The organism is Streptomyces sp. NBC_01171 (assembly GCF_045039805.1).
GTDB lineage: Bacteria > Actinomycetota > Actinomycetes > Streptomycetales > Streptomycetaceae > Streptomyces.
In genome coordinates this window covers 5310678-5326666 of record NZ_CP108609.1, presented here as the reverse complement: position 1 = coordinate 5326666, position 15989 = coordinate 5310678, and the positions used below count along the sequence as shown (strand labels likewise).

The window sequence follows — 15989 nt, the reverse complement described above, 5'->3', positions numbered from 1 at the left end:
GGACGGCGGGAGAATGCACTCCGTGATCTTCGACTGTGCCATCTACCGTGACGGGCATCGGACCGATTCGTCCGACGACCCGGCGAAAGCCCTGCGGGAGGCGCGCGCGGCCGACGACGCGTTCGTGTGGATCGCGCTGCACGATCCGACGGCGGAGGAGTTCGATGAGGTCCGCAAGGTGTTCGGGCTGCATCCGCTGGCGGTCGAGGACGCCCTGAAGGCCCACCAGCGCCCGAAGCTGGAGGTCTACGACGACTCGCTGTTCGTGGTGCTGAAGCCGGTGTCCTACGAATCGGCGCGCGACACGGTGACCACGGGCGAGGTCATGCTCTTCCTCGGCGACTCCTTCGTGGTGACGGTGCGGCACGGCGAGCCCTCGCCGCTGCCGGAGGTACGGCGGCGGCTGGAGGGTGACCCGGACAAGCTGCGGCACGGGCCCACCTCGGTGCTGTACGCGGTCGCGGACGCCACGGTGGACCAGTACCTGGAGGTCGCGACCGAGCTGGGCACGGACCTGGACGAGCTGGAGGCGGAAGTGTTCTCCCCCTCCGACGCCGGGTCCCGGGGCACCGCGTCCAAGATCTACCTGTTCAAGCGGCAGGTGCTGGAGTTCCGCCGGGCGACGGTGCCGCTGACGGTGCCGATGACCCGGCTCGCGGGGATGGGGCAGTCCGCGACCCCGGTGCCGTTCGTGGACGCGTCGGCGCGGCCCTTCTTCCGGGACGTCAACGATCACCTGACCCGCGTCAACGAGTCGGTGGAGGGCCTGGACCGGCTGGTGTCCGACATCCTCTCGGCGCATCTGGCGCAGATGGGTGTGCGGCAGAACGACGACATGCGCAAGATCTCGTCCTGGGCGGCGATGGCGGCGATCCCGACGCTGATAGCGGGCGTCTACGGAATGAACTTCGAGCACATGCCGGAGCTGCGCTGGGTGTGGGGCTACCCCACAGTGGTGGCGGTGATGGCGGTGCTGGAGCTGCTGCTGTACCGGAACTTCAAGCGGCGCGGCTGGCTGTAGCTCACACGAGTTCAGTGGCCCTGGGGGCGGGCCCGCCGAGGGCGTCGCGCCGCTCGGGCATCTCCAGGGTGACCATGCGGCGCCAGCCGACGGCCCGCTCCCACATGTACAGGGCGTGGATGCCGGCCGCGAGGAACGCGTTCCTAGCGGCGGACCAGCGGAGGACGCGTCCCATGTGGGCCATGACGGCGAGGCTGACGTCGCGGTAGATCCGGATCTCCGCCAGCGCGCTCTCCCGCAGGACGCGCTGGATGGTGCGGCCGTGTCCCTGACGGGCGAGGCGCAGGAGCTCCTCGTGGCAGTAGGCGAGGTGGTTGTCCTCGTCGTGGGAGATCATGCGCACCGCGCGGCCGATGTCCGGGTGGTCGCCGAAGTGCCTGAGCAGCATCCGCATCTGCTCGGAGGCCCGCTGCTCGGTGACCCGGCTGTGCGCGAGGTAGGTGACGACGTCCTGCTCGGTCAGGGGCCGGTCGGCCTTGAGCTTGTCGTGGGCGAGGCCGATGCCGCGCCGTTCGAGGAGCATCGTGTAGTCGGTGTCGGGCGGGACCTCTACGGGCTTCAGGCCGCGCTTGCGCAGCAGCGCCTCGAAGATGCGGCCGTGCTTGTCCTCGTCGGCGCCGTGCCGGGCGATCCGGGGCGCCAGCCCGCGCGCGCTCTCGGGGACCAGGGCGGCGATCCTGCCGTTCTCCCAGCCGCCCTGGGACTCACCGCCGGCGGCGATGGAGCAGAAGAGCCGGAAGGACGCGTCGTCGTCGAGGATCTCCTGGAACAGGCTCTTGGCCGAAAGCATCGCGGGCCCCTCTCTGCACGATCCGCAGAGAAGTAGTCAAATGCGGGTCAAGGGGGCGCGCAACAGGAGGACATCCGCGCTGGGCCGAAGGAGGGACCGGCCGGGGCGTAACCCCGTCCGGTCCGGCGCGTTGTTCCCGGTGACGGCCGTGGCGGGGAAGACCCCCCGAGCCCCCACCACGGCCGCGAACCTCTCCCCCCGGCCCCCGTCAGGCGAGGCCGGCGCGCTCCAGGGCCTCGGCGCCGCCGCGCAGGGCCGCGAGCCGCTCCTCCAGGGTGAAGCCGGCCGGGGCGAGCGTGAGGGTGGTGACACCGGCCGCCGCGTAGGCCGCCATCCGGTCGGCGATGCGGTCCACCGAGCCGAGCAGGGTGGTCTTGTCGATGAGGTCGTGCGGGATGGCGGCCGCGGCGCCGTCCTTGTCACCGGCCAGGTACTTGTCCTGGATCTCGGCGGCCTCCTTCTCGTACCCCATGCGCTGGGCGAGCCGGTTGTAGAAGTTCTGCTTGCGGCTGCCCATGCCGCCCACGTAGAGCGCGGTGTAGGGGCGGAAGGTGTCGGCGAGCCTGGCCACGTCGGCGTCCTCGCCGAGCGCGAGCGGCACGGTGGGGCAGATGTCGAAGCCGTCGAGGGTCTTGCCCGCCTTCTCCCGGCCCGCGCGCAGGTAGGAGACGGCGGTGTCCTCCAGGTGCTCGGCGGAGGGGAAGATCAGCAGGGCGCCGTCGGCGATCTCGCCGGTCTGCTCCAGGTTCTTGGGGCCGATGGCGGCGATGTAGAGCGGGATGTGCTCACGCTGCGGGTGCACGGTCAGCTTGAGCGGCTTGCCGGGGCCGCCGGGCAGCGGCAGCGTCCAGTGCTCGCCCTCGTACGACAGGCGGTCGCGGGTCATCGCCTTGCGGACGATGTCCACGTACTCGCGGGTGCGGGCGAGCGGCTTGTCGAACTTGACGCCGTACCAGCCCTCGGAGACCTGCGGTCCGGAGACGCCGAGGCCGAGGCGGAAGCGGCCGCCGGACAGGGAGTCCAGGGTCGCCGCGGTCATCGCCGTCATGGCGGGCTGGCGGGCCGGGATCTGGAAGATCGCGGAGCCCACGTCGATCCGCTCCGTCTGCGCGGCGACCCAGGTGAGCACCGTGGCGGCGTCGGAGCCGTAGGCCTCGGCGGCCCAGCAGACGCTGTAGCCGAGCCGGTCGGCCTCCTGCGCCACGGCGAGGTTGTCCCCGTCCATCCCGGCGCCCCAGTAGCCGAGGTTGATCCCGAGCTGCATGCCGATCCCCTTACTCGCAAGTAACGTATCTGCGGCCGACCTTAGCGATCCTTTCCCGCGCGGCCCACCCCGCCGGGGATGTTCCGGGGGTGTCGTGGGCCGGTGCCGTGGTCGGGTCCCGTTGTCCACAGGCAACCCACGGCAGCAGCTCTGGCCAGTAATCTCGCGCTCATGGAGCAGAGGCATCTCGGCCGTACCGGCCTGCGCGTGTCCCGGATCGGACTCGGCACCCTCACCTGGGGCCGGGACACCGAGGAGCGTGACGCCGCGGACATGCTGAAGGCGTTCTGGGAAGCGGGCGGCACCCTCGTCGACACCGCGGACGTGTACGGCGACGGGGCGGCCGAGTATCTGCTCGGGCAGTTGACGGACTCCCTGGTGCCCCGCGAGGACCTGGTGATCTCCACCAAGGCGGGCAGCGTGCCCGATCCCGAGCGCCCGGCCGACGGCTCCCGCGGGCATCTGCTCGCCGCCCTCGACGCCTCGCTGGAGCGGCTGGGCACCGATCATGTCGACCTGTGGCACATCCACTGCCACGACCCCGCCACACCGCTGGAGGAGACGCTCCAGGCGCTCGACCTGGCGGTGAGCAGCGGGCGCGCGCGGTACGCGGGGGTGTCCAACTTCTGCGGCTGGCAGCTCGCCAAGGCCGCCACGTGGCAGCTCGCCGCGCCGGGCGTCCGTACCCGGCTGGCCGGGACCCAGCTCGAGTACTCCCTGCTCCAGCGGGGCGCCGAGCGCGAGGTGCTGCCGGCCGCGCTGGACCTCGGGGTCGGCCTGCTGCCCTCCTCCCCGCTGGGCCGGGGTGTCCTGACGGGGAAGTACCGGGGCGGTGTGCCGTCCGACTCTCGCGGTGCCTCCGAGCACATGGCGCCCTTCGTCGAGCCGTATCTCGACGACACCGCGAGACGGATCGTGGACGCGGTCACCACGGCCGCCGACGGGCTCGCCGTCACCCCGCTCCAGGTCGCCCTCGCCTGGGTCCGCGACCGGCCCGGCGTCACCGCCCCGATCGTCGGCGCGCGCACCGCACGGCAGCTCGCGGCGGCGTTGTCGGTGGAGGCGCTTAGTCTTCCTGACGAGATCTGCCGGGCGCTGGACGACGTGTCGGCCCCGGTGCACCGCTACCCCGATCACGACTGGAGCACCCTGTGACCACGGAGCACACGCCTACCGGCGACCCGGAGGGGGCCAACTCCACGGCCCCCACCCCGGCCGAGGGCACCTCCGGCGGAGCGACGGACGTCGAGACCGGGGCTGCGGAGGGCGCGGACGCGGTCTCCGCAGCCGAAGCGGACGCGGGTGACGCGGAGAGCGGTGTCCAGGCGGTCGAGGCCGGTGCCGGGGCGCCGAGCCCTGCTGAAGGCGCGACTGCGCCCTCTGAGGCTGAAGCCGAGCTGGCTGCTCAGCGGGTGGAGCGGGAGCGGATTGCCCGGCGTAAGGCGGAGCGGCAGGGACCTCTGGACAGTGGGGGGAAGTTGAGCGGTAAGGCGGCTGATCTGTTGGCCGCCGTGCGAGCCGTGGAGAGCGGGGAGAAGGCGGTCGCACCGGCCGTCGTGGAGCCCGCTCCCGCGCCTCGGCGACCCGCGCCCGAGCCGGTGCGGCGGCCGGAGCCCGTGCCGGCGGTGGCCGCGCCGGACGCGGAGACCGTGGGGGCCGTACGTGCCGTGCTCGGCGAGGGCGGGGCGCCGGAGGCGTTGGCGCCGCAGGTGGCGGCCGTGTTGGGCGACGGTGCCGAGGACACGTTGCGTGCCGATCCCTGGCAGTTGTTGCGGGTCGCGGGGGTGCGGCCGGAGCAGGCGGACGGTTTCGCGCGGGCCCTGCTGGGCGCCGAGTGCCGTCCGGACGACGAGCGGCGTGGGCGCGCGCTGACGGTGTGGCTGCTGGAGCAGGCCGCCGTTGCCGGGCACACCGCGCTGGATCTCCCGGCGCTCACCGAGGCCCTGGGCAAGCGGGCGGTGCCGGACCCGGACGAGGCCGTACAGAGCGCGCTCGCGGAGGGCGACGCCCTGGTCTTCCAGGACGCCCTGGAGGAACCCGGAGCCCAGCCCACGGCCGACGGGGACGAGGAGGAGGTCCCGGTCCGCGTCCTCGCCGGTCTGGAGCGGTACGCCCTCGCCGAGGAGAGCCTCGCGGACGCGCTGGCCCGGCTGGTCACCTCGGTGCCCAAGGAGACCGAGGAGCCCTGGGAGGCGGCCGTGGCCGCGCTGTCCAGGGGCGCGGCCGACCTGGCCCGCCAGGTCGCCGGGCACGGCCTGGTGCTGCACACCGGCGGCGAGGCGGCCCGCGCCGAACCCGCCGCGCTGCTCGGCGCCGCCCGCGCGGCGGGTCTGCGCGCGTTCGCGGTCTGCCACACCCCCGACGGCGCCCGGCGCTTCGCCGCGCACCTGGGCGAGGAGCCCGGCGGCGCCGTGGGCACGGTCGCGGGCCTGTTGTCCGGCGCCTCGGGCCCCGGCCGGGACGCGGAGGGCGCGCTGGACCTGGACCTGCTGATCGTGCTGGACGCGCCCCAGTTGGACGTGGAGGCCGCCGCGATGCTGGCCGAGTCGCTGCCCGACGGCGCACGGCTCGTGCTCAGCGGCGACCCGGCGGTGCTGTGGTCGGCCGGTCCGGGCCGGGTCTTCGCGGACCTCCTCGCCGTCCCCGCCTGCCCGCAGGTCGCCTCCCGCGTCCCCGACCCCGGCCCGCTCGGCGAACTGGTCTCGGGCATCGGCGTGGGCGAGCTGATCCAGGTCGAGGCGCCCGGCAAGGAGATCGTGATCGTCCCGGTCCGGGACGCGGGCGAAGCGGTGCACCGCACGGTGCAGTTGGTCGCGGACTCGGTGCCGCGCGCGTTCGGGGTGCCGCCCGAGGAGACGGTGGTGATCACGCCGGGACACGGCGGCGCCGCCGGCACCCGCGCGCTCAACACGGTCCTGAAGGAGCGGCTGAACCCGGGCCCCGGCCGCTTCGGCGGCTTCGACCCCGGCGACCGGATCGTGCACTCCCCCGCGCCGGGCCGCGCCGTACCGGGCCGCGTGGTCCGGGCGGACGCGGAGGGGCTGCACCTGGAGTGTGCGGGCGCGCCCGTGGTCGTACCCAGGGAACTGGTGGAGAGCCGGGTCAAGCACGGCTGGGCCCTGACCGCGCACCAGGCGGTCGGCGGCCGCTGGCCCGCCGCCGTGGTGGTGCTGCCCGGTGACGCGGCGGACGTGCTGACCAGGCCGTGGGTGTACACCGCGTTCGGCCGGGCGGAACGGCACCTGTCCGTGGTGCACGGCGTGGAGCAGGCGCTGCCGAGGGCGGTCGCGGAGAGCGTGGCCAAGCCGCGTACGACCCGGCTGCGGACGCTGCTGCGGGTACAGCTCCCTGCGGTGGGCTGAGCCCGCACGACACAGCGGTGCCCGTACCGGAGTGATCCGGTACGGGCACCGCCACTCGTTCACCGGTCGCGGTCGAGCGGCTCCAGATCGTCGTCCGACAGCTCGGCCAGGATCGTGCCCGGCGCGTCGGCGTCGTCGTCGCTGTCGTCCCGGTCGAAGACCGCGCTGACGTCGAAGCGGCAGATCACGTGCTGCGGGTCGGCCTCCTCGAACGGGGCCTCCAGCCATTCGCCGGGCTCGGCCGCCTCCTCCGCCGCGGTCACCCAGAGGGTGGAGTCGCCCTCCGCGAGACCGAACTCACGGTGCCGGGACGCGATCTCGTCCGGCTCGAACTCGCCGAACAGGATGCCCAGCGCGCCGGGGACCGTGTTCGCGGTGTCGTCCTCCGTGAGGGCGTCCTCGAACTCGGCGGCCTCCACGCGCTGGGCCTGTGCCAGCAGCCGCTGGGGCTCGGCCACCGTGTAGTCGCGGCGGATCAGGACGCTGACGGCGTGGGGCTCCTCGGGGCCCGTGTACGGCGGCAGCGAGTCGTCGGAACCGGGGATCTCGAAGGGGGTGACCTCGTCGTAGCGGTCGTAGAGCAGTTCGTCGTACACCTCGCCGGCCGCCGCAAGCTGATTGAACGCCTCGTGGACGGCCGGGTCGTCGTCACCCGTCCTGCGTTCGACGGCCGCCAGGTGGCGGTCGAGCGCGGTCTTGACCGCCTCGGCGGCGGCGCGTACCTCGGCAGCGGTGGGCTGCGCAGCATCAGACATAGTGCAGACGCTATCCGTACCGGGCACCAGCCCGCACAATAGATGCGATGCCGGAATACGAATTTGTCGACGTGTACGTCCCCCGCGGGGTGTCCCGCAAGGAGGCGACGCGTCTCCTCACGGACCATGCCGAGTACGGACACTGGGAGTTGGACCGACTGAGCCTCATGCGCGACGGCAGCCGCAGGGTGCGGTTGCGCCGGCGGATCATCCGCCAGGTGCGGGCCACGTGGTGAGTGGGAGCACATGACCGGAGCGGGCCCCGCCGTTTTCGCGGCAGGGGCCCGCTCCGTCTTCCGGGTGGCCCGTCGGATCAGGCCGCGTTCCGCGCCTTGCGGTACAGGACCGCGCCCGCGAGGACCGCGCCCGCGCCGGCCGACAGCGCGAGGCCGAGGGGCAGGTCGTCACCGGTGTGCGCCAGCCGGCCGCCTGCGGCGTGGCTGTAGCCGACCTGGGAGCCCCCTTGCGGGGTGTGGCCACCGCCGGTGGAGGGGGTCGCGGGGGTGCTGGGAGTGCTCGGGGTGCCGGGGTTGCTCGGCTGACCGGGGTTGCTCGGCTGACCAGGGTTGCCCGGAGTACCGGGATTCCCAGGAGTGCCGGGGTTGCCGGGGTTCCCAGGCTGACCGGGGTGGCCGGGGTGGTGCCCGTGGTGTCCGGGCGGGCAGTCCCCGTGGTGACCGGGGTGCCCAGGCGTACCGGGGTTCCCAGGATGGCCCGGATTCCCCGGCGGCGTCTCATGCCCCCGCCCGTGCCCGCCGTTCCCGCACTGATTGCCCCCCGCCGGATTCCCCACGCCGATCACATCGACGCTGTTCCCGCAGAGGTTGACCGGCACGTCCACCGGCACCTGCACGGTGTTCCCGGAGCCGACCCCCGGTGAGTCGGTGGTGTGGGCACCCGCGTGCGCGCCCCCGGAAGCGCCGCGCGCCCCGTTGCCGCAGGCGTTGCCCACGGCCGGGTTGAGCAGTCCCACCACGTCGACGGTGTTGCCGCAGGCGTTCACCGGTACGTGGACCGGGACCTGCACGGTGTTGCCGGACAGTACGCCGGGTGAGCGGGCGGCGGAGCCGGCCGCGCCCGCGTCGGCGTGTGCGTATCCACTGGCGGCGGCGATCACCCCGGTCGCGGCCGCCATCGTCATCAGGCCCTTACGGGTTCCCTGTCGCATGTTCTGATCCCCCCTGGGATGTCCCTGCTTCGACTGGGTGCGGAACCGGTCGGCCCCGGAGCGCATGACACGCGCTTCCGGGGCCGACGGTTCGCTGAAGACGCCTTGTGAACGGCTGACGTCAGTCGTTGACGCAGGCGTTGCCGAAGGCGGGGTTCAGGAGCCCGATCACGTCGACCGTGTTGCCGCAGAGGTTCACCGGAACGTGCACCGGCACCTGGACGACGTTGCCGGACAGGACGCCCGGCGAACCCACGGCGGCACCGCTGGCACCGGCGTCGGCGGCGGCCATGCCCGCACCCGCGAGAACCAGTCCACCGGTGGCGACCGCAGCAGCGACGACCTTCTTGATCATTATTCCTCCTAGTTGGAAACGCGGCCCCAAGGTGCGGGGTCACATCACGAGTAACGAGGAGGAAGTAATCGGGCTACGAGCTTATCGTCGCATTCACTCTTCTCAGTTGATCTCGCACGCCTGCCTGATTACCCGTGACCCGGCGCGTCAGGAGGCGTCGATGAACCGGTCGAGCACCCGCACGCCGAACTGGAGCCCGTCCACCGGAACCCGCTCGTCCACGCCGTGGAACATCCCGGCGAAGTCCAGCTCCGGCGGCAGCTTGAGCGGCGCGAAGCCGAAGCCGCGGATGCCGAGGTCGTCGAACGACTTGGCGTCCGTACCGCCGGAGAGCATGTACGGCACCGCACGCGCGATCGGGTCCTCGGCCAGCAGTGCGGACTGCATGGCCTCCACGAGGGCACCGTCGAAGCTGGTTTCGACGGCCTTGTCCGCATGGACGTCCGAGCGGCGCACGTTCGGGCCCAGCAGCCGGTCGAGGTCGGTGAGGAACTCCTCCTCGTGGCCCGGCAGGAAGCGGCCGTCGATGTGCGCGGTGGCCTCGCCGGGGATGACGTTGACCTTGTAACCGGCGTTCAACTGGGTCGGGTTGGCGGTGTTGCTGAGGGTGGCGCCGATGAGCTTGGCGATGCCGCCGAGCCGGGCGAGGGTCGACTCCATGTCCTCGGGGTCGAGTTCGGTGCCCAGCGCGTCGCCGAGTTCGTCCAGGAAGGCGCGGGTGGTCTTGGTGACCCGTACCGGGAACTTGTGGCGGCCGACACGGGCGACCGCCTCGGACAGCTCGGTGATGGCGTTGTCGCGGTGGATCATCGAGCCGTGCCCGGCGGTGCCGGCCACGGTCAGCTTCATCCAGTGCATGCCCTTCTCGGCCGTCTGGATCAGATAGAGCCGCCGCTGCTCGTTCACCGTGAAGGAGAAACCGCCGACCTCGCTGATGGCCTCGGTGACGCCCTCGAACAGCTCGGGGTGGTTGTCGACGAGGTACCGGGCGCCGTAGGTGCCGCCCGCCTCCTCGTCGGCGAGGAAGGCGACGACGATGTCACGCGGGGGCTTGCGCCCGCTGCGCAGCCGGTCGCGGACGACCGCGAGGGTCATCGCGTCCATGTCCTTCATGTCGACGGCCCCGCGCCCCCACACGCACCCGTCGGCGACCTCGCCGGAGAAGGGGTCGTGGGTCCAGTCGTCCGCGTTGGCCGGTACGACGTCCAGGTGGCCGTGGATCAGCAGCGCCGGCCGGGACGGGTCCTCGCCCTCGATGCGGGCGACGGTGGACGCGCGCCCGGGATGCGACTCGAAGATCTTCGGCTCAAGGCCGACCTCGGCGAGCTTCCCGGCGACGTACTCGGCGGCGGCGCGCTCGCCGGGGCCGGAGTGGTCGCCGTAGTTGCTGGTGTCGAACCGGATCAGCTCGCGGCAGAGGTCCACGACCTCGTCCTCACCGGTGACGCCCTTGGCCGTGTCCGTCTCGCTCACGCTGCTTCCTCCCGCTGTCACTGCTGGTGGGTCACCCCCATCCTCCACCTGCCCGGCCCCTTCGCGTCCACCCCGCCACGGGGCGTTCACACAGCGGGGGCCTGGGACGGGGGGTGATCGGACACCCTCGAAAGCCTGGTAATGTTTCCTTCGTCGCCGCGGGGAACACCCCGCACGACAGACACCTTGTCCGGGTGGCGGAATGGCAGACGCGCTAGCTTGAGGTGCTAGTGCCCTTTATCGGGCGTGGGGGTTCAAGTCCCCCCTCGGACACCACTGAAGGACCCCTGTCGATCAGGGGTCCTTCTGCTTTCCGGGGTGGGGGCGCGGTCCGGCACAATGGCCCGCATGGCCCGACGCACCTCCCGTACGCCTTCCCGTACCGCCGCTCCCGCCTCCTGCCCGTGCGGGCTGCCGGGTGCCTACGCCGACTGTTGCGGTCGGTTCCATTCGGGGGCCGTTGCCGCGCCGAGCGCGGAGGCCCTCATGCGGTCGCGGTACAGCGCGTTCGTGGTGGGGGATGTGGAGTATCTGGTGCGGACCTGGCATCCGCGGACCCGGCCCGCCCGGTTGGAGCTCGATCCGGGGATGCGGTGGACGGGGCTGGAGATCCTGGACACCGGGGACGGGTCCGCCTTCCACTCGACCGGGACCGTGACGTTCCGGGCCTCGTACCGGGGTGGTTCGCTGCACGAGCGGAGCCGGTTCGAGCGGGTGGACGGGGCGTGGGTGTACGTCGACGGGGAGTTCCTCGACTGAGAGTTCCTCGACTGAGGCCCGCCGTCACGGCACCAGGATGTCCAGCTCCTGGAGCGCGCCCACGGTGATCTCCCTGGTCAGTTCCTCGGCGCGGACGCTGTCGCCGGCACGGACGGCCTCGGCGACCCGGACGTGCAGGGTGACGGCCGGCGGGTCTGGGTCGGCGAACATCACGTCGTGATGGGTGCGGCCCGCGAGGACCTCGGCGACGACGTCCCCGAGGCGGGCGAACATCTCGTTGCCGGACGCCGTGAGGATGATCCGGTGGAAGGCGATGTCGTGGATCAGGTACTGGTCCAGCTTGTGGCCGCGTGAGTTGGCGACCATGCCGAGGGCGCACTCGGTGAGTTCGGCGCACTGTTCGGCGGTGGCGTTGCGGGCGGTCAGCCCGGCCGCGATGGGCTCGATCGCGGAGCGCAGCACGGTCAGCGAGCGCAGTTGGTGCGGGCGGTCGGCGCCCGCCAGGCGCCAGCGGATGACCTGCGGATCGTAGACGTTCCACTCGTGCTTGGGGCGGACCGTGACGCCGACGCGGCGGCGGGAGGCGACCAGGTGCATGGACTCCAGCACGCGTACCGCCTCGCGCATGACGGAGCGGGAGACGTCGAACTGCTGTGCGAGTTCGTCGGTACGCAGCACGCTGCCCGGCGGGTACTCGCCCGCCGTGATCGCGGGGCCGAGGGTGTCCAGTACGCGGCCGTGCAGCCCCCGGCCCGGTGTGCTCATGCACTCAGCGTACGGCCTGGATCACAGCCATAAAAAGTCAGACTTATATGTCACACCCACTTGAATTTGTCGTACCTAATAGGTTTCAGTACATCGACGCCGGAGTACGGCGTCGATGTCGAAGAAGACAGCGAGGCAGTCATGCGCACCCCCCAGGTCGTCGTCGTGATGGGCGTCGCCGGGACGGGCAAGACCACGATCGGTCCTTTGCTCGCCGCCCGGCTGGGCGTCCCGTACGCCGAGGGCGACGACTTCCACCCGCAGGCCAACATCGACAAGATGACGGCGGGTACCCCCCTGGAAGACGCCGACCGGTGGCCGTGGCTCGATGCCATCGGGCGCTGGGCGCACGGCCGGGCGGGGCTCGGCGGGGTGGTGAGCAGCTCGGCGCTGAAGCGGTCGTACCGCGACCGGCTGCGGGCCGAGGCTCCCGGTGTGGTGTTCGTGCACCTGACCGGCAGCCGCGAGCTGATCGAGAGCCGGATGTCCCAGCGCCAGGGCCACTTCATGCCGACCGCGCTGCTGGACTCGCAGTTCGCCACGCTCCAGCCGCTCCAGGCGGACGAGGCGGGTGTCGCCGTCGACGTCAGCGGGTCCCCCGAGGAGATCACCGAGCGGGCGGCCCAGGCTCTGGCCGCGTTCGCCGCCGCCTCCGCGTAGTCCCCTTCGCAGTACCGCAGTACCCCTCTTTCCCCACCCCCCTCATGTCCCCCGAATCCCCGTAACCGCAAGGGAAACCCGTGACCAGACTCAGCGTCGAGATGCTGGCAGCGGACACCGTCCAGCCGATCACCTCGGCCGGCCACGCCCAGTTGGGCATAGCCGTCCTGGCGGGCATCGCCGTCATCGTTTTTCTCATCACCAAGTTCAAGCTCCACGCCTTCCTGGCCCTGACCATCGGTTCGCTGGTGCTCGGGGCGGTCGCCGGTGCGCCGCTCGACAAGGCGATCGTGAGCTTCACGACCGGCCTGGGCAGCACGGTCGCCGGTGTCGGTGTGCTGATCGCGCTCGGCGCGATCCTCGGCAAGCTGCTCGCCGACTCCGGCGGTGCTGACCAGATCGTCGACACGATCCTCGCCAAGGCGGGCGGCCGTGCGATGCCGTGGGCCATGGTGCTCATCGCGTCCGTGATCGGTCTGCCGCTGTTCTTCGAGGTCGGCATCGTGCTGCTGATCCCGGTCGTCCTGATGGTCGCCCGGCGCGGCAACTACTCGCTGATGCGCATCGGCATCCCCGCGCTGGCCGGTCTGTCCGTGATGCACGGTCTGATCCCGCCGCACCCCGGCCCGCTGGTCGCCATCGACGCGGTCAAGGCCAACCTGGGTGTGACGCTGGCGCTCGGCATCGTGGTCGCCATTCCCACGGTGATCATCGCCGGTCCGCTGTTCTCCAAGGTCGCCGCCCGCTGGGTGGACGTCCAGGCGCCGGAGCGGATGATCCCGGAGCGCGCCTCGGAGAGCCTGGAGCGCCGTCCGGGCTTCGGTGCCACGCTCGCCACCGTGCTGCTGCCGGTGGTGCTGATGCTGGCGAAGGCCCTGGTGGACATCGTCATCGACGACCCGGCCAACATGACCCAGCGGGTCTTCGACGTGGTCGGCTCCCCGCTGATCGCGCTGCTCGCCGCGGTGATCGTCGGCTTCTTCACGCTGGGCCGCCCCGCGGGCTTCACCAAGGGCCGTCTCCAGCAGACCGTCGAGAAGGGCCTGATGCCGATCGCGGGCATCCTGCTGATCGTCGGCGCGGGTGGTGGCTTCAAGCAGACGCTGATCGACTGCGGTGTGGGCCAGATGATCCTGGACATCTCCAAGGACTGGTCGATCCCGGCGCTGCTGCTGGCCTGGCTGATCGCGGTGGCGATCCGGCTGGCGACCGGTTCGGCGACGGTGGCGACGGTCTCGGCGGCCGGTCTGGTCGCGCCGCTCGCGGCCGACATGTCGACCACGCACACGGCCCTGCTGGTGCTGGCCATCGGTGCCGGCTCGCTCTTCTTCAGCCATGTCAACGACGCCGGCTTCTGGCTGGTGAAGGAGTACTTCGGCCTGAGCGTCGGCCAGACGGTGAAGACCTGGTCGGTGATGGAGACCATCATCTCGGTGGTCGGCGGCGGCCTGGTCCTCCTGTTGTCACTGGTGATCTAGGGGTCCTACGGCGATGACGGCTCACCCTCTCTTCGACATCAGCGGCCGTACGGCCCTGGTCACCGGTTCCAGCCGGGGCATCGGACTCGCCCTGGCCCGTGGTCTCGCCGAGGCGGGCTGCACCGTGGTCCTCAACGGACGCGACGGTGACCGCCTCGCGCGAGCCGCGGCGGAACTCCCCGGCGACCTGGTGCACACGGCGGTGTTCGACGTGACCGACGGCCCCTCGGTGGCCGCCGGGATCGCCGAGGTCGAGGAGCGGGTGGGCCCGCTGGACATCCTGGTCAACAACGCCGGGATGCAACTGCGGGCGCCGCTGCTGGAGTTCACCGACTCCGACTGGCACCGCATCCTCGACACCAATCTCACCAGCGCGTTCCTCACCGGCCGCGAGGCCGCCCGGCGGATGACCGAGCGCGGCCGCGGCAAGATCGTGAACGTGTGCTCGCTGCAGAGCGAGGTGGTCCGCCCCGGTATCGCGCCGTACGCGGCGGCCAAGGGCGCCCTGAAGATGCTCACCAAGGGCATGTGCGCGGACTGGGGTCCGCGGGGCGTGCAGGTCAACGGGCTGGGGCCCGGTTACATCGAGACCGAGCTGACCCGGCCGCTGGTCGAGGACGCCGAGTTCAGCGCGTGGGTGCGGGGGCGGACCCCGGCCGGACGCTGGGGGCGTACCGAGGACCTGGTCGGCGGGCTGCTGTTCCTGGTCTCCCCCGCCGCCGACTTCGTCACCGGTCAGGTGCTCTACGTCGACGGCGGCATGACGAGCGTGCTCTGAGCTTGCCGCTCAAGGGACGCCTTCCACTCAGGGGCGCCAGAGCGGGTGTTCCCGCTCCGCCCACTCCCGGCTCACGGTGCCGGTGCGCAGCCCCCGCCGTGCCTCGGGGTCGCCGAGAGCCTTGCCGATGTGTCCCGCGAGGACCACGCCGACGGTGAGGGCCAGCCAGTCGTGGACGAAGGTGGCCGAGGTGCGCCACAGCAGCGGGGTGAGGTGGGTGAACCACATCATCAGGCCGGTGCCGAGCATCACCAGGACGGCTCCGGCGATCCAGGCCGTGTAGACCTTCTGCCCCGCGTTGAACTTGCCCGCGGGGCGCTCCGCGTACCGCCGGTCCCGGTGCAGGGCGGCGCGCAGCCAGCGCCGGTCGTGCGGGCCGAACCGGTTGAGCGCGCCCAGGTCGGCGCGGAACGCACGCGAGACCAGACCCAGCAGCACCGGCACCGGCAGCGCGAGCCCGGCCCATTCGTGAACGCGTACGACGAGTTCGCGGCGGCCGACCAGGACGGCGAGCTGGGGCACGTAGAGGCAGGCGGCCGTGGCCACGCAGACGGCCATGAGGGCGGCGCTCGTGCGGTGGACCCAGCGTTCGGCGGGGGTGAAGCGGTGGACGCGGGCGCTGGGCGGGGCCGGGGTGTCAGCTCGTAGGGTCATCGGTCCGTCCGTTCGAGCGGCCGACCCAGGCGTCGACGTCGTAGCCGAGTCTCTCCCAGTAGCCGGGCTGTACGTGGTCGCTGACGGTGATCCCGGAGAGCCATTTGGCGGACTTGTAGAAGTACATCGGGGCGACGTAGAGGCGGACGGGGCCGCCGTGGTCGTGGCCGATGTCCTTGCCCTGCATGCGCAGCGCCACCAGGACGTCGGGGCGGCGGGCCTGGTCGAGGGTGAGGCTCTCGGTGTAGGTGCCGTCGAAGCAGGTGAAGCGGACGGCCCGGGCGGTGGGGCGGACACCGGCCGCGTCCAGCAGGGTGCTCAGGCGGACGCCCTCGAAGGGGGTTTCGGGCACGCGCCAGCCGGTGACGCACTGGACGTCCCTGGTCAGCCGGGTGCGGGGCAGGGCGCGCAGGTCGGCGAGGGTGTAGGCGCGGGGGTGGTCGACGAGGCCGTCCACGGTGAGCTTGTAGTCGCCGGGGCCCTTGTGGGGGACGGAGGCGGCGACGGAGTAGTAGCGGAAGCCGCCGCCGTTGGGGAGCAGGTCGCTCAGGCCGGTGGGGTCCTGGCCGGAGAGGGCGCCGAGCGCGCTCTCCGCGCCGCGCTGCAGCCAGGGCGCGGTGGCGACGCCGAGGGCGCCCAGGCCGAGGGTGCCGAGGAAGAGGCGGCGGCCGATGGGCTTGCCGTGCGCGTCGGGGTCGGGGGCGTCCCGGGCGGGGTCGGGGGTCACGTCGTCATTCGAGCACGGG

The 15989-nt window shown here is 72.0% G+C and carries 17 protein-coding genes and 1 tRNA gene; 9 read left to right on the top strand and 9 right to left on the bottom strand.

Annotated elements, in window-relative coordinates:
• The first annotated feature begins 22 nt into the window (after positions 1–22).
• Positions 23–1021 carry a magnesium/cobalt transporter CorA gene (corA, locus tag OG448_RS24545; RefSeq protein WP_405556912.1) on the top strand — a complete coding sequence of 333 codons (999 nt, stop codon included), beginning with the start codon at positions 23–25 and terminating at the stop codon, positions 1019–1021.
• 1 nt (position 1022) lies between these two features.
• Here corA and OG448_RS24540 read toward each other — a convergent pair whose 3' ends face one another.
• Both OG448_RS24540 and OG448_RS24535 read right to left on the bottom strand, forming a co-directional pair.
• A complete protein-coding gene (locus tag OG448_RS24540; RefSeq protein WP_405556910.1) occupies positions 1023–1811 on the bottom strand; it encodes a ferritin-like domain-containing protein in 789 nt (262 codons plus the stop codon).
• 208 nt (positions 1812–2019) lie between these two features.
• The gene (locus OG448_RS24535; RefSeq protein ID WP_135788197.1) at positions 2020–3075 is read right to left on the bottom strand and encodes an LLM class F420-dependent oxidoreductase; all 1056 of its coding nucleotides are present in this window, start codon (positions 3073–3075) and stop codon (positions 2020–2022) included.
• Positions 3076–3246: 171 nt separating this feature from the next.
• On the opposite strand from OG448_RS24535, the gene OG448_RS24530 reads away from it, so the two are divergent.
• A complete protein-coding gene (locus tag OG448_RS24530; protein WP_405556908.1) occupies positions 3247–4230 on the top strand; it encodes an aldo/keto reductase in 984 nt (327 codons plus the stop codon).
• Positions 4227–6437 carry a helix-hairpin-helix domain-containing protein gene (locus OG448_RS24525; protein ID WP_405556906.1) on the top strand — a complete coding sequence of 737 codons (2211 nt, stop codon included), beginning with the start codon at positions 4227–4229 and terminating at the stop codon, positions 6435–6437. The genes OG448_RS24530 and OG448_RS24525 overlap by 4 nt, the downstream gene beginning before the upstream one ends.
• Before the next feature lie 59 nt (positions 6438–6496).
• On the opposite strand, the gene OG448_RS24520 is transcribed toward OG448_RS24525, so the two are convergent.
• Positions 6497–7192, bottom strand: a complete 696-nt coding sequence (locus OG448_RS24520; protein WP_405556904.1) for a hypothetical protein — start codon at positions 7190–7192, stop codon at positions 6497–6499.
• Between the two features lie 47 nt (positions 7193–7239).
• Between OG448_RS24520 and OG448_RS24515 the strand changes: the two genes are divergently transcribed.
• Positions 7240–7428 (top strand): DUF5703 family protein, encoded by a 189-nt coding sequence (locus tag OG448_RS24515; protein WP_046732800.1) that lies wholly within the window; start codon positions 7240–7242, stop codon positions 7426–7428.
• Between the two features lie 77 nt (positions 7429–7505).
• Here the strand turns inward: OG448_RS24515 and OG448_RS24510 are convergent, their stop codons facing one another.
• The 3 genes from OG448_RS24510 to OG448_RS24500 all read right to left on the bottom strand — a co-directional run bounded on the left by OG448_RS24510 (position 7506) and on the right by OG448_RS24500 (position 10188).
• Entirely contained in the window at positions 7506–8360 is an 855-nt protein-coding gene (locus tag OG448_RS24510) for a chaplin family protein (RefSeq protein ID WP_405556901.1), read from the bottom strand.
• Positions 8361–8481: 121 nt separating this feature from the next.
• Positions 8482–8715: a chaplin ChpH gene (chpH, locus tag OG448_RS24505; protein WP_405556899.1), complete on the bottom strand. Its 234-nt coding sequence runs from the start codon at positions 8713–8715 to the stop codon at positions 8482–8484.
• Between the two features lie 147 nt (positions 8716–8862).
• A complete protein-coding gene (locus OG448_RS24500) occupies positions 8863–10188 on the bottom strand; it encodes a M20/M25/M40 family metallo-hydrolase (RefSeq protein WP_350903155.1) in 1326 nt (441 codons plus the stop codon).
• Between the two features lie 188 nt (positions 10189–10376).
• Here OG448_RS24500 and OG448_RS24495 point away from each other — a divergent pair.
• Positions 10377–10464: transfer RNA gene (locus OG448_RS24495), tRNA-Leu, on the top strand.
• Positions 10465–10536: 72 nt separating this feature from the next.
• Positions 10537–10947: a YchJ family protein gene (locus OG448_RS24490; protein ID WP_405556897.1), complete on the top strand. Its 411-nt coding sequence runs from the start codon at positions 10537–10539 to the stop codon at positions 10945–10947.
• A 24-nt stretch (positions 10948–10971) separates the two neighbouring features.
• On the opposite strand, the gene OG448_RS24485 is transcribed toward OG448_RS24490, so the two are convergent.
• Entirely contained in the window at positions 10972–11673 is a 702-nt protein-coding gene (locus OG448_RS24485) for a FadR/GntR family transcriptional regulator (protein WP_350903151.1), read from the bottom strand.
• Positions 11674–11814: 141 nt separating this feature from the next.
• Between OG448_RS24485 and OG448_RS24480 the strand changes: the two genes are divergently transcribed.
• The 3 genes from OG448_RS24480 (at position 11815) to OG448_RS24470 (ending at position 14589) form a co-directional block, all read left to right on the top strand.
• Positions 11815–12333, top strand: a complete 519-nt coding sequence (locus OG448_RS24480) for a gluconokinase (protein ID WP_405556895.1) — start codon at positions 11815–11817, stop codon at positions 12331–12333.
• An 80-nt stretch (positions 12334–12413) separates the two neighbouring features.
• Positions 12414–13811, top strand: coding sequence for a GntP family permease (locus OG448_RS24475; protein WP_405556893.1), 1398 nt, complete (start codon positions 12414–12416; stop codon positions 13809–13811).
• 13 nt (positions 13812–13824) lie between these two features.
• Complete coding sequence (locus OG448_RS24470) at positions 13825–14589, top strand: SDR family oxidoreductase (RefSeq protein WP_405556891.1); 765 nt, start codon at positions 13825–13827, stop codon at positions 14587–14589.
• Between the two features lie 27 nt (positions 14590–14616).
• Here the strand turns inward: OG448_RS24470 and OG448_RS24465 are convergent, their stop codons facing one another.
• Both OG448_RS24465 and OG448_RS24460 read right to left on the bottom strand, forming a co-directional pair.
• The gene (locus tag OG448_RS24465; RefSeq protein WP_391299746.1) at positions 14617–15243 is read right to left on the bottom strand and encodes a cytochrome b/b6 domain-containing protein; all 627 of its coding nucleotides are present in this window, start codon (positions 15241–15243) and stop codon (positions 14617–14619) included.
• Positions 15227–15970 carry a molybdopterin-dependent oxidoreductase gene (locus tag OG448_RS24460; RefSeq protein ID WP_405556889.1) on the bottom strand — a complete coding sequence of 248 codons (744 nt, stop codon included), beginning with the start codon at positions 15968–15970 and terminating at the stop codon, positions 15227–15229. Before OG448_RS24460 ends, OG448_RS24465 begins: the two co-directional genes overlap by 17 nt.
• Positions 15971–15989: the final 19 nt, after the last annotated feature.

What these genes read in the sequence shown, in the direction of transcription:
- OG448_RS24540 (WP_405556910.1), bottom strand. Translation starts at nt 1,811, where the DNA reads ATGCTTTCGGCCAAGAGCCTGTTCCAGGAGATCCTCGACGACGACGCG.
- OG448_RS24535 (WP_135788197.1), bottom strand. Translation starts at nt 3,075, where the DNA reads ATGCAGCTCGGGATCAACCTCGGCTACTGGGGCGCCGGGATGGACGGG.
- OG448_RS24530 (WP_405556908.1), top strand. Translation starts at nt 3,247, where the DNA reads ATGGAGCAGAGGCATCTCGGCCGTACCGGCCTGCGCGTGTCCCGGATC.
- OG448_RS24520 (WP_405556904.1), bottom strand. Translation starts at nt 7,192, where the DNA reads ATGTCTGATGCTGCGCAGCCCACCGCTGCCGAGGTACGCGCCGCCGCC.
- OG448_RS24515 (WP_046732800.1), top strand. Translation starts at nt 7,240, where the DNA reads ATGCCGGAATACGAATTTGTCGACGTGTACGTCCCCCGCGGGGTGTCC.
- OG448_RS24510 (WP_405556901.1), bottom strand. Translation starts at nt 8,360, where the DNA reads ATGCGACAGGGAACCCGTAAGGGCCTGATGACGATGGCGGCCGCGACC.
- chpH (WP_405556899.1), bottom strand. Translation starts at nt 8,715, where the DNA reads ATGATCAAGAAGGTCGTCGCTGCTGCGGTCGCCACCGGTGGACTGGTT.
- OG448_RS24490 (WP_405556897.1), top strand. Translation starts at nt 10,537, where the DNA reads ATGGCCCGACGCACCTCCCGTACGCCTTCCCGTACCGCCGCTCCCGCC.
- OG448_RS24485 (WP_350903151.1), bottom strand. Translation starts at nt 11,673, where the DNA reads ATGAGCACACCGGGCCGGGGGCTGCACGGCCGCGTACTGGACACCCTC.
- OG448_RS24480 (WP_405556895.1), top strand. Translation starts at nt 11,815, where the DNA reads ATGCGCACCCCCCAGGTCGTCGTCGTGATGGGCGTCGCCGGGACGGGC.
- OG448_RS24470 (WP_405556891.1), top strand. Translation starts at nt 13,825, where the DNA reads ATGACGGCTCACCCTCTCTTCGACATCAGCGGCCGTACGGCCCTGGTC.
- OG448_RS24465 (WP_391299746.1), bottom strand. Translation starts at nt 15,243, where the DNA reads ATGACCCTACGAGCTGACACCCCGGCCCCGCCCAGCGCCCGCGTCCAC.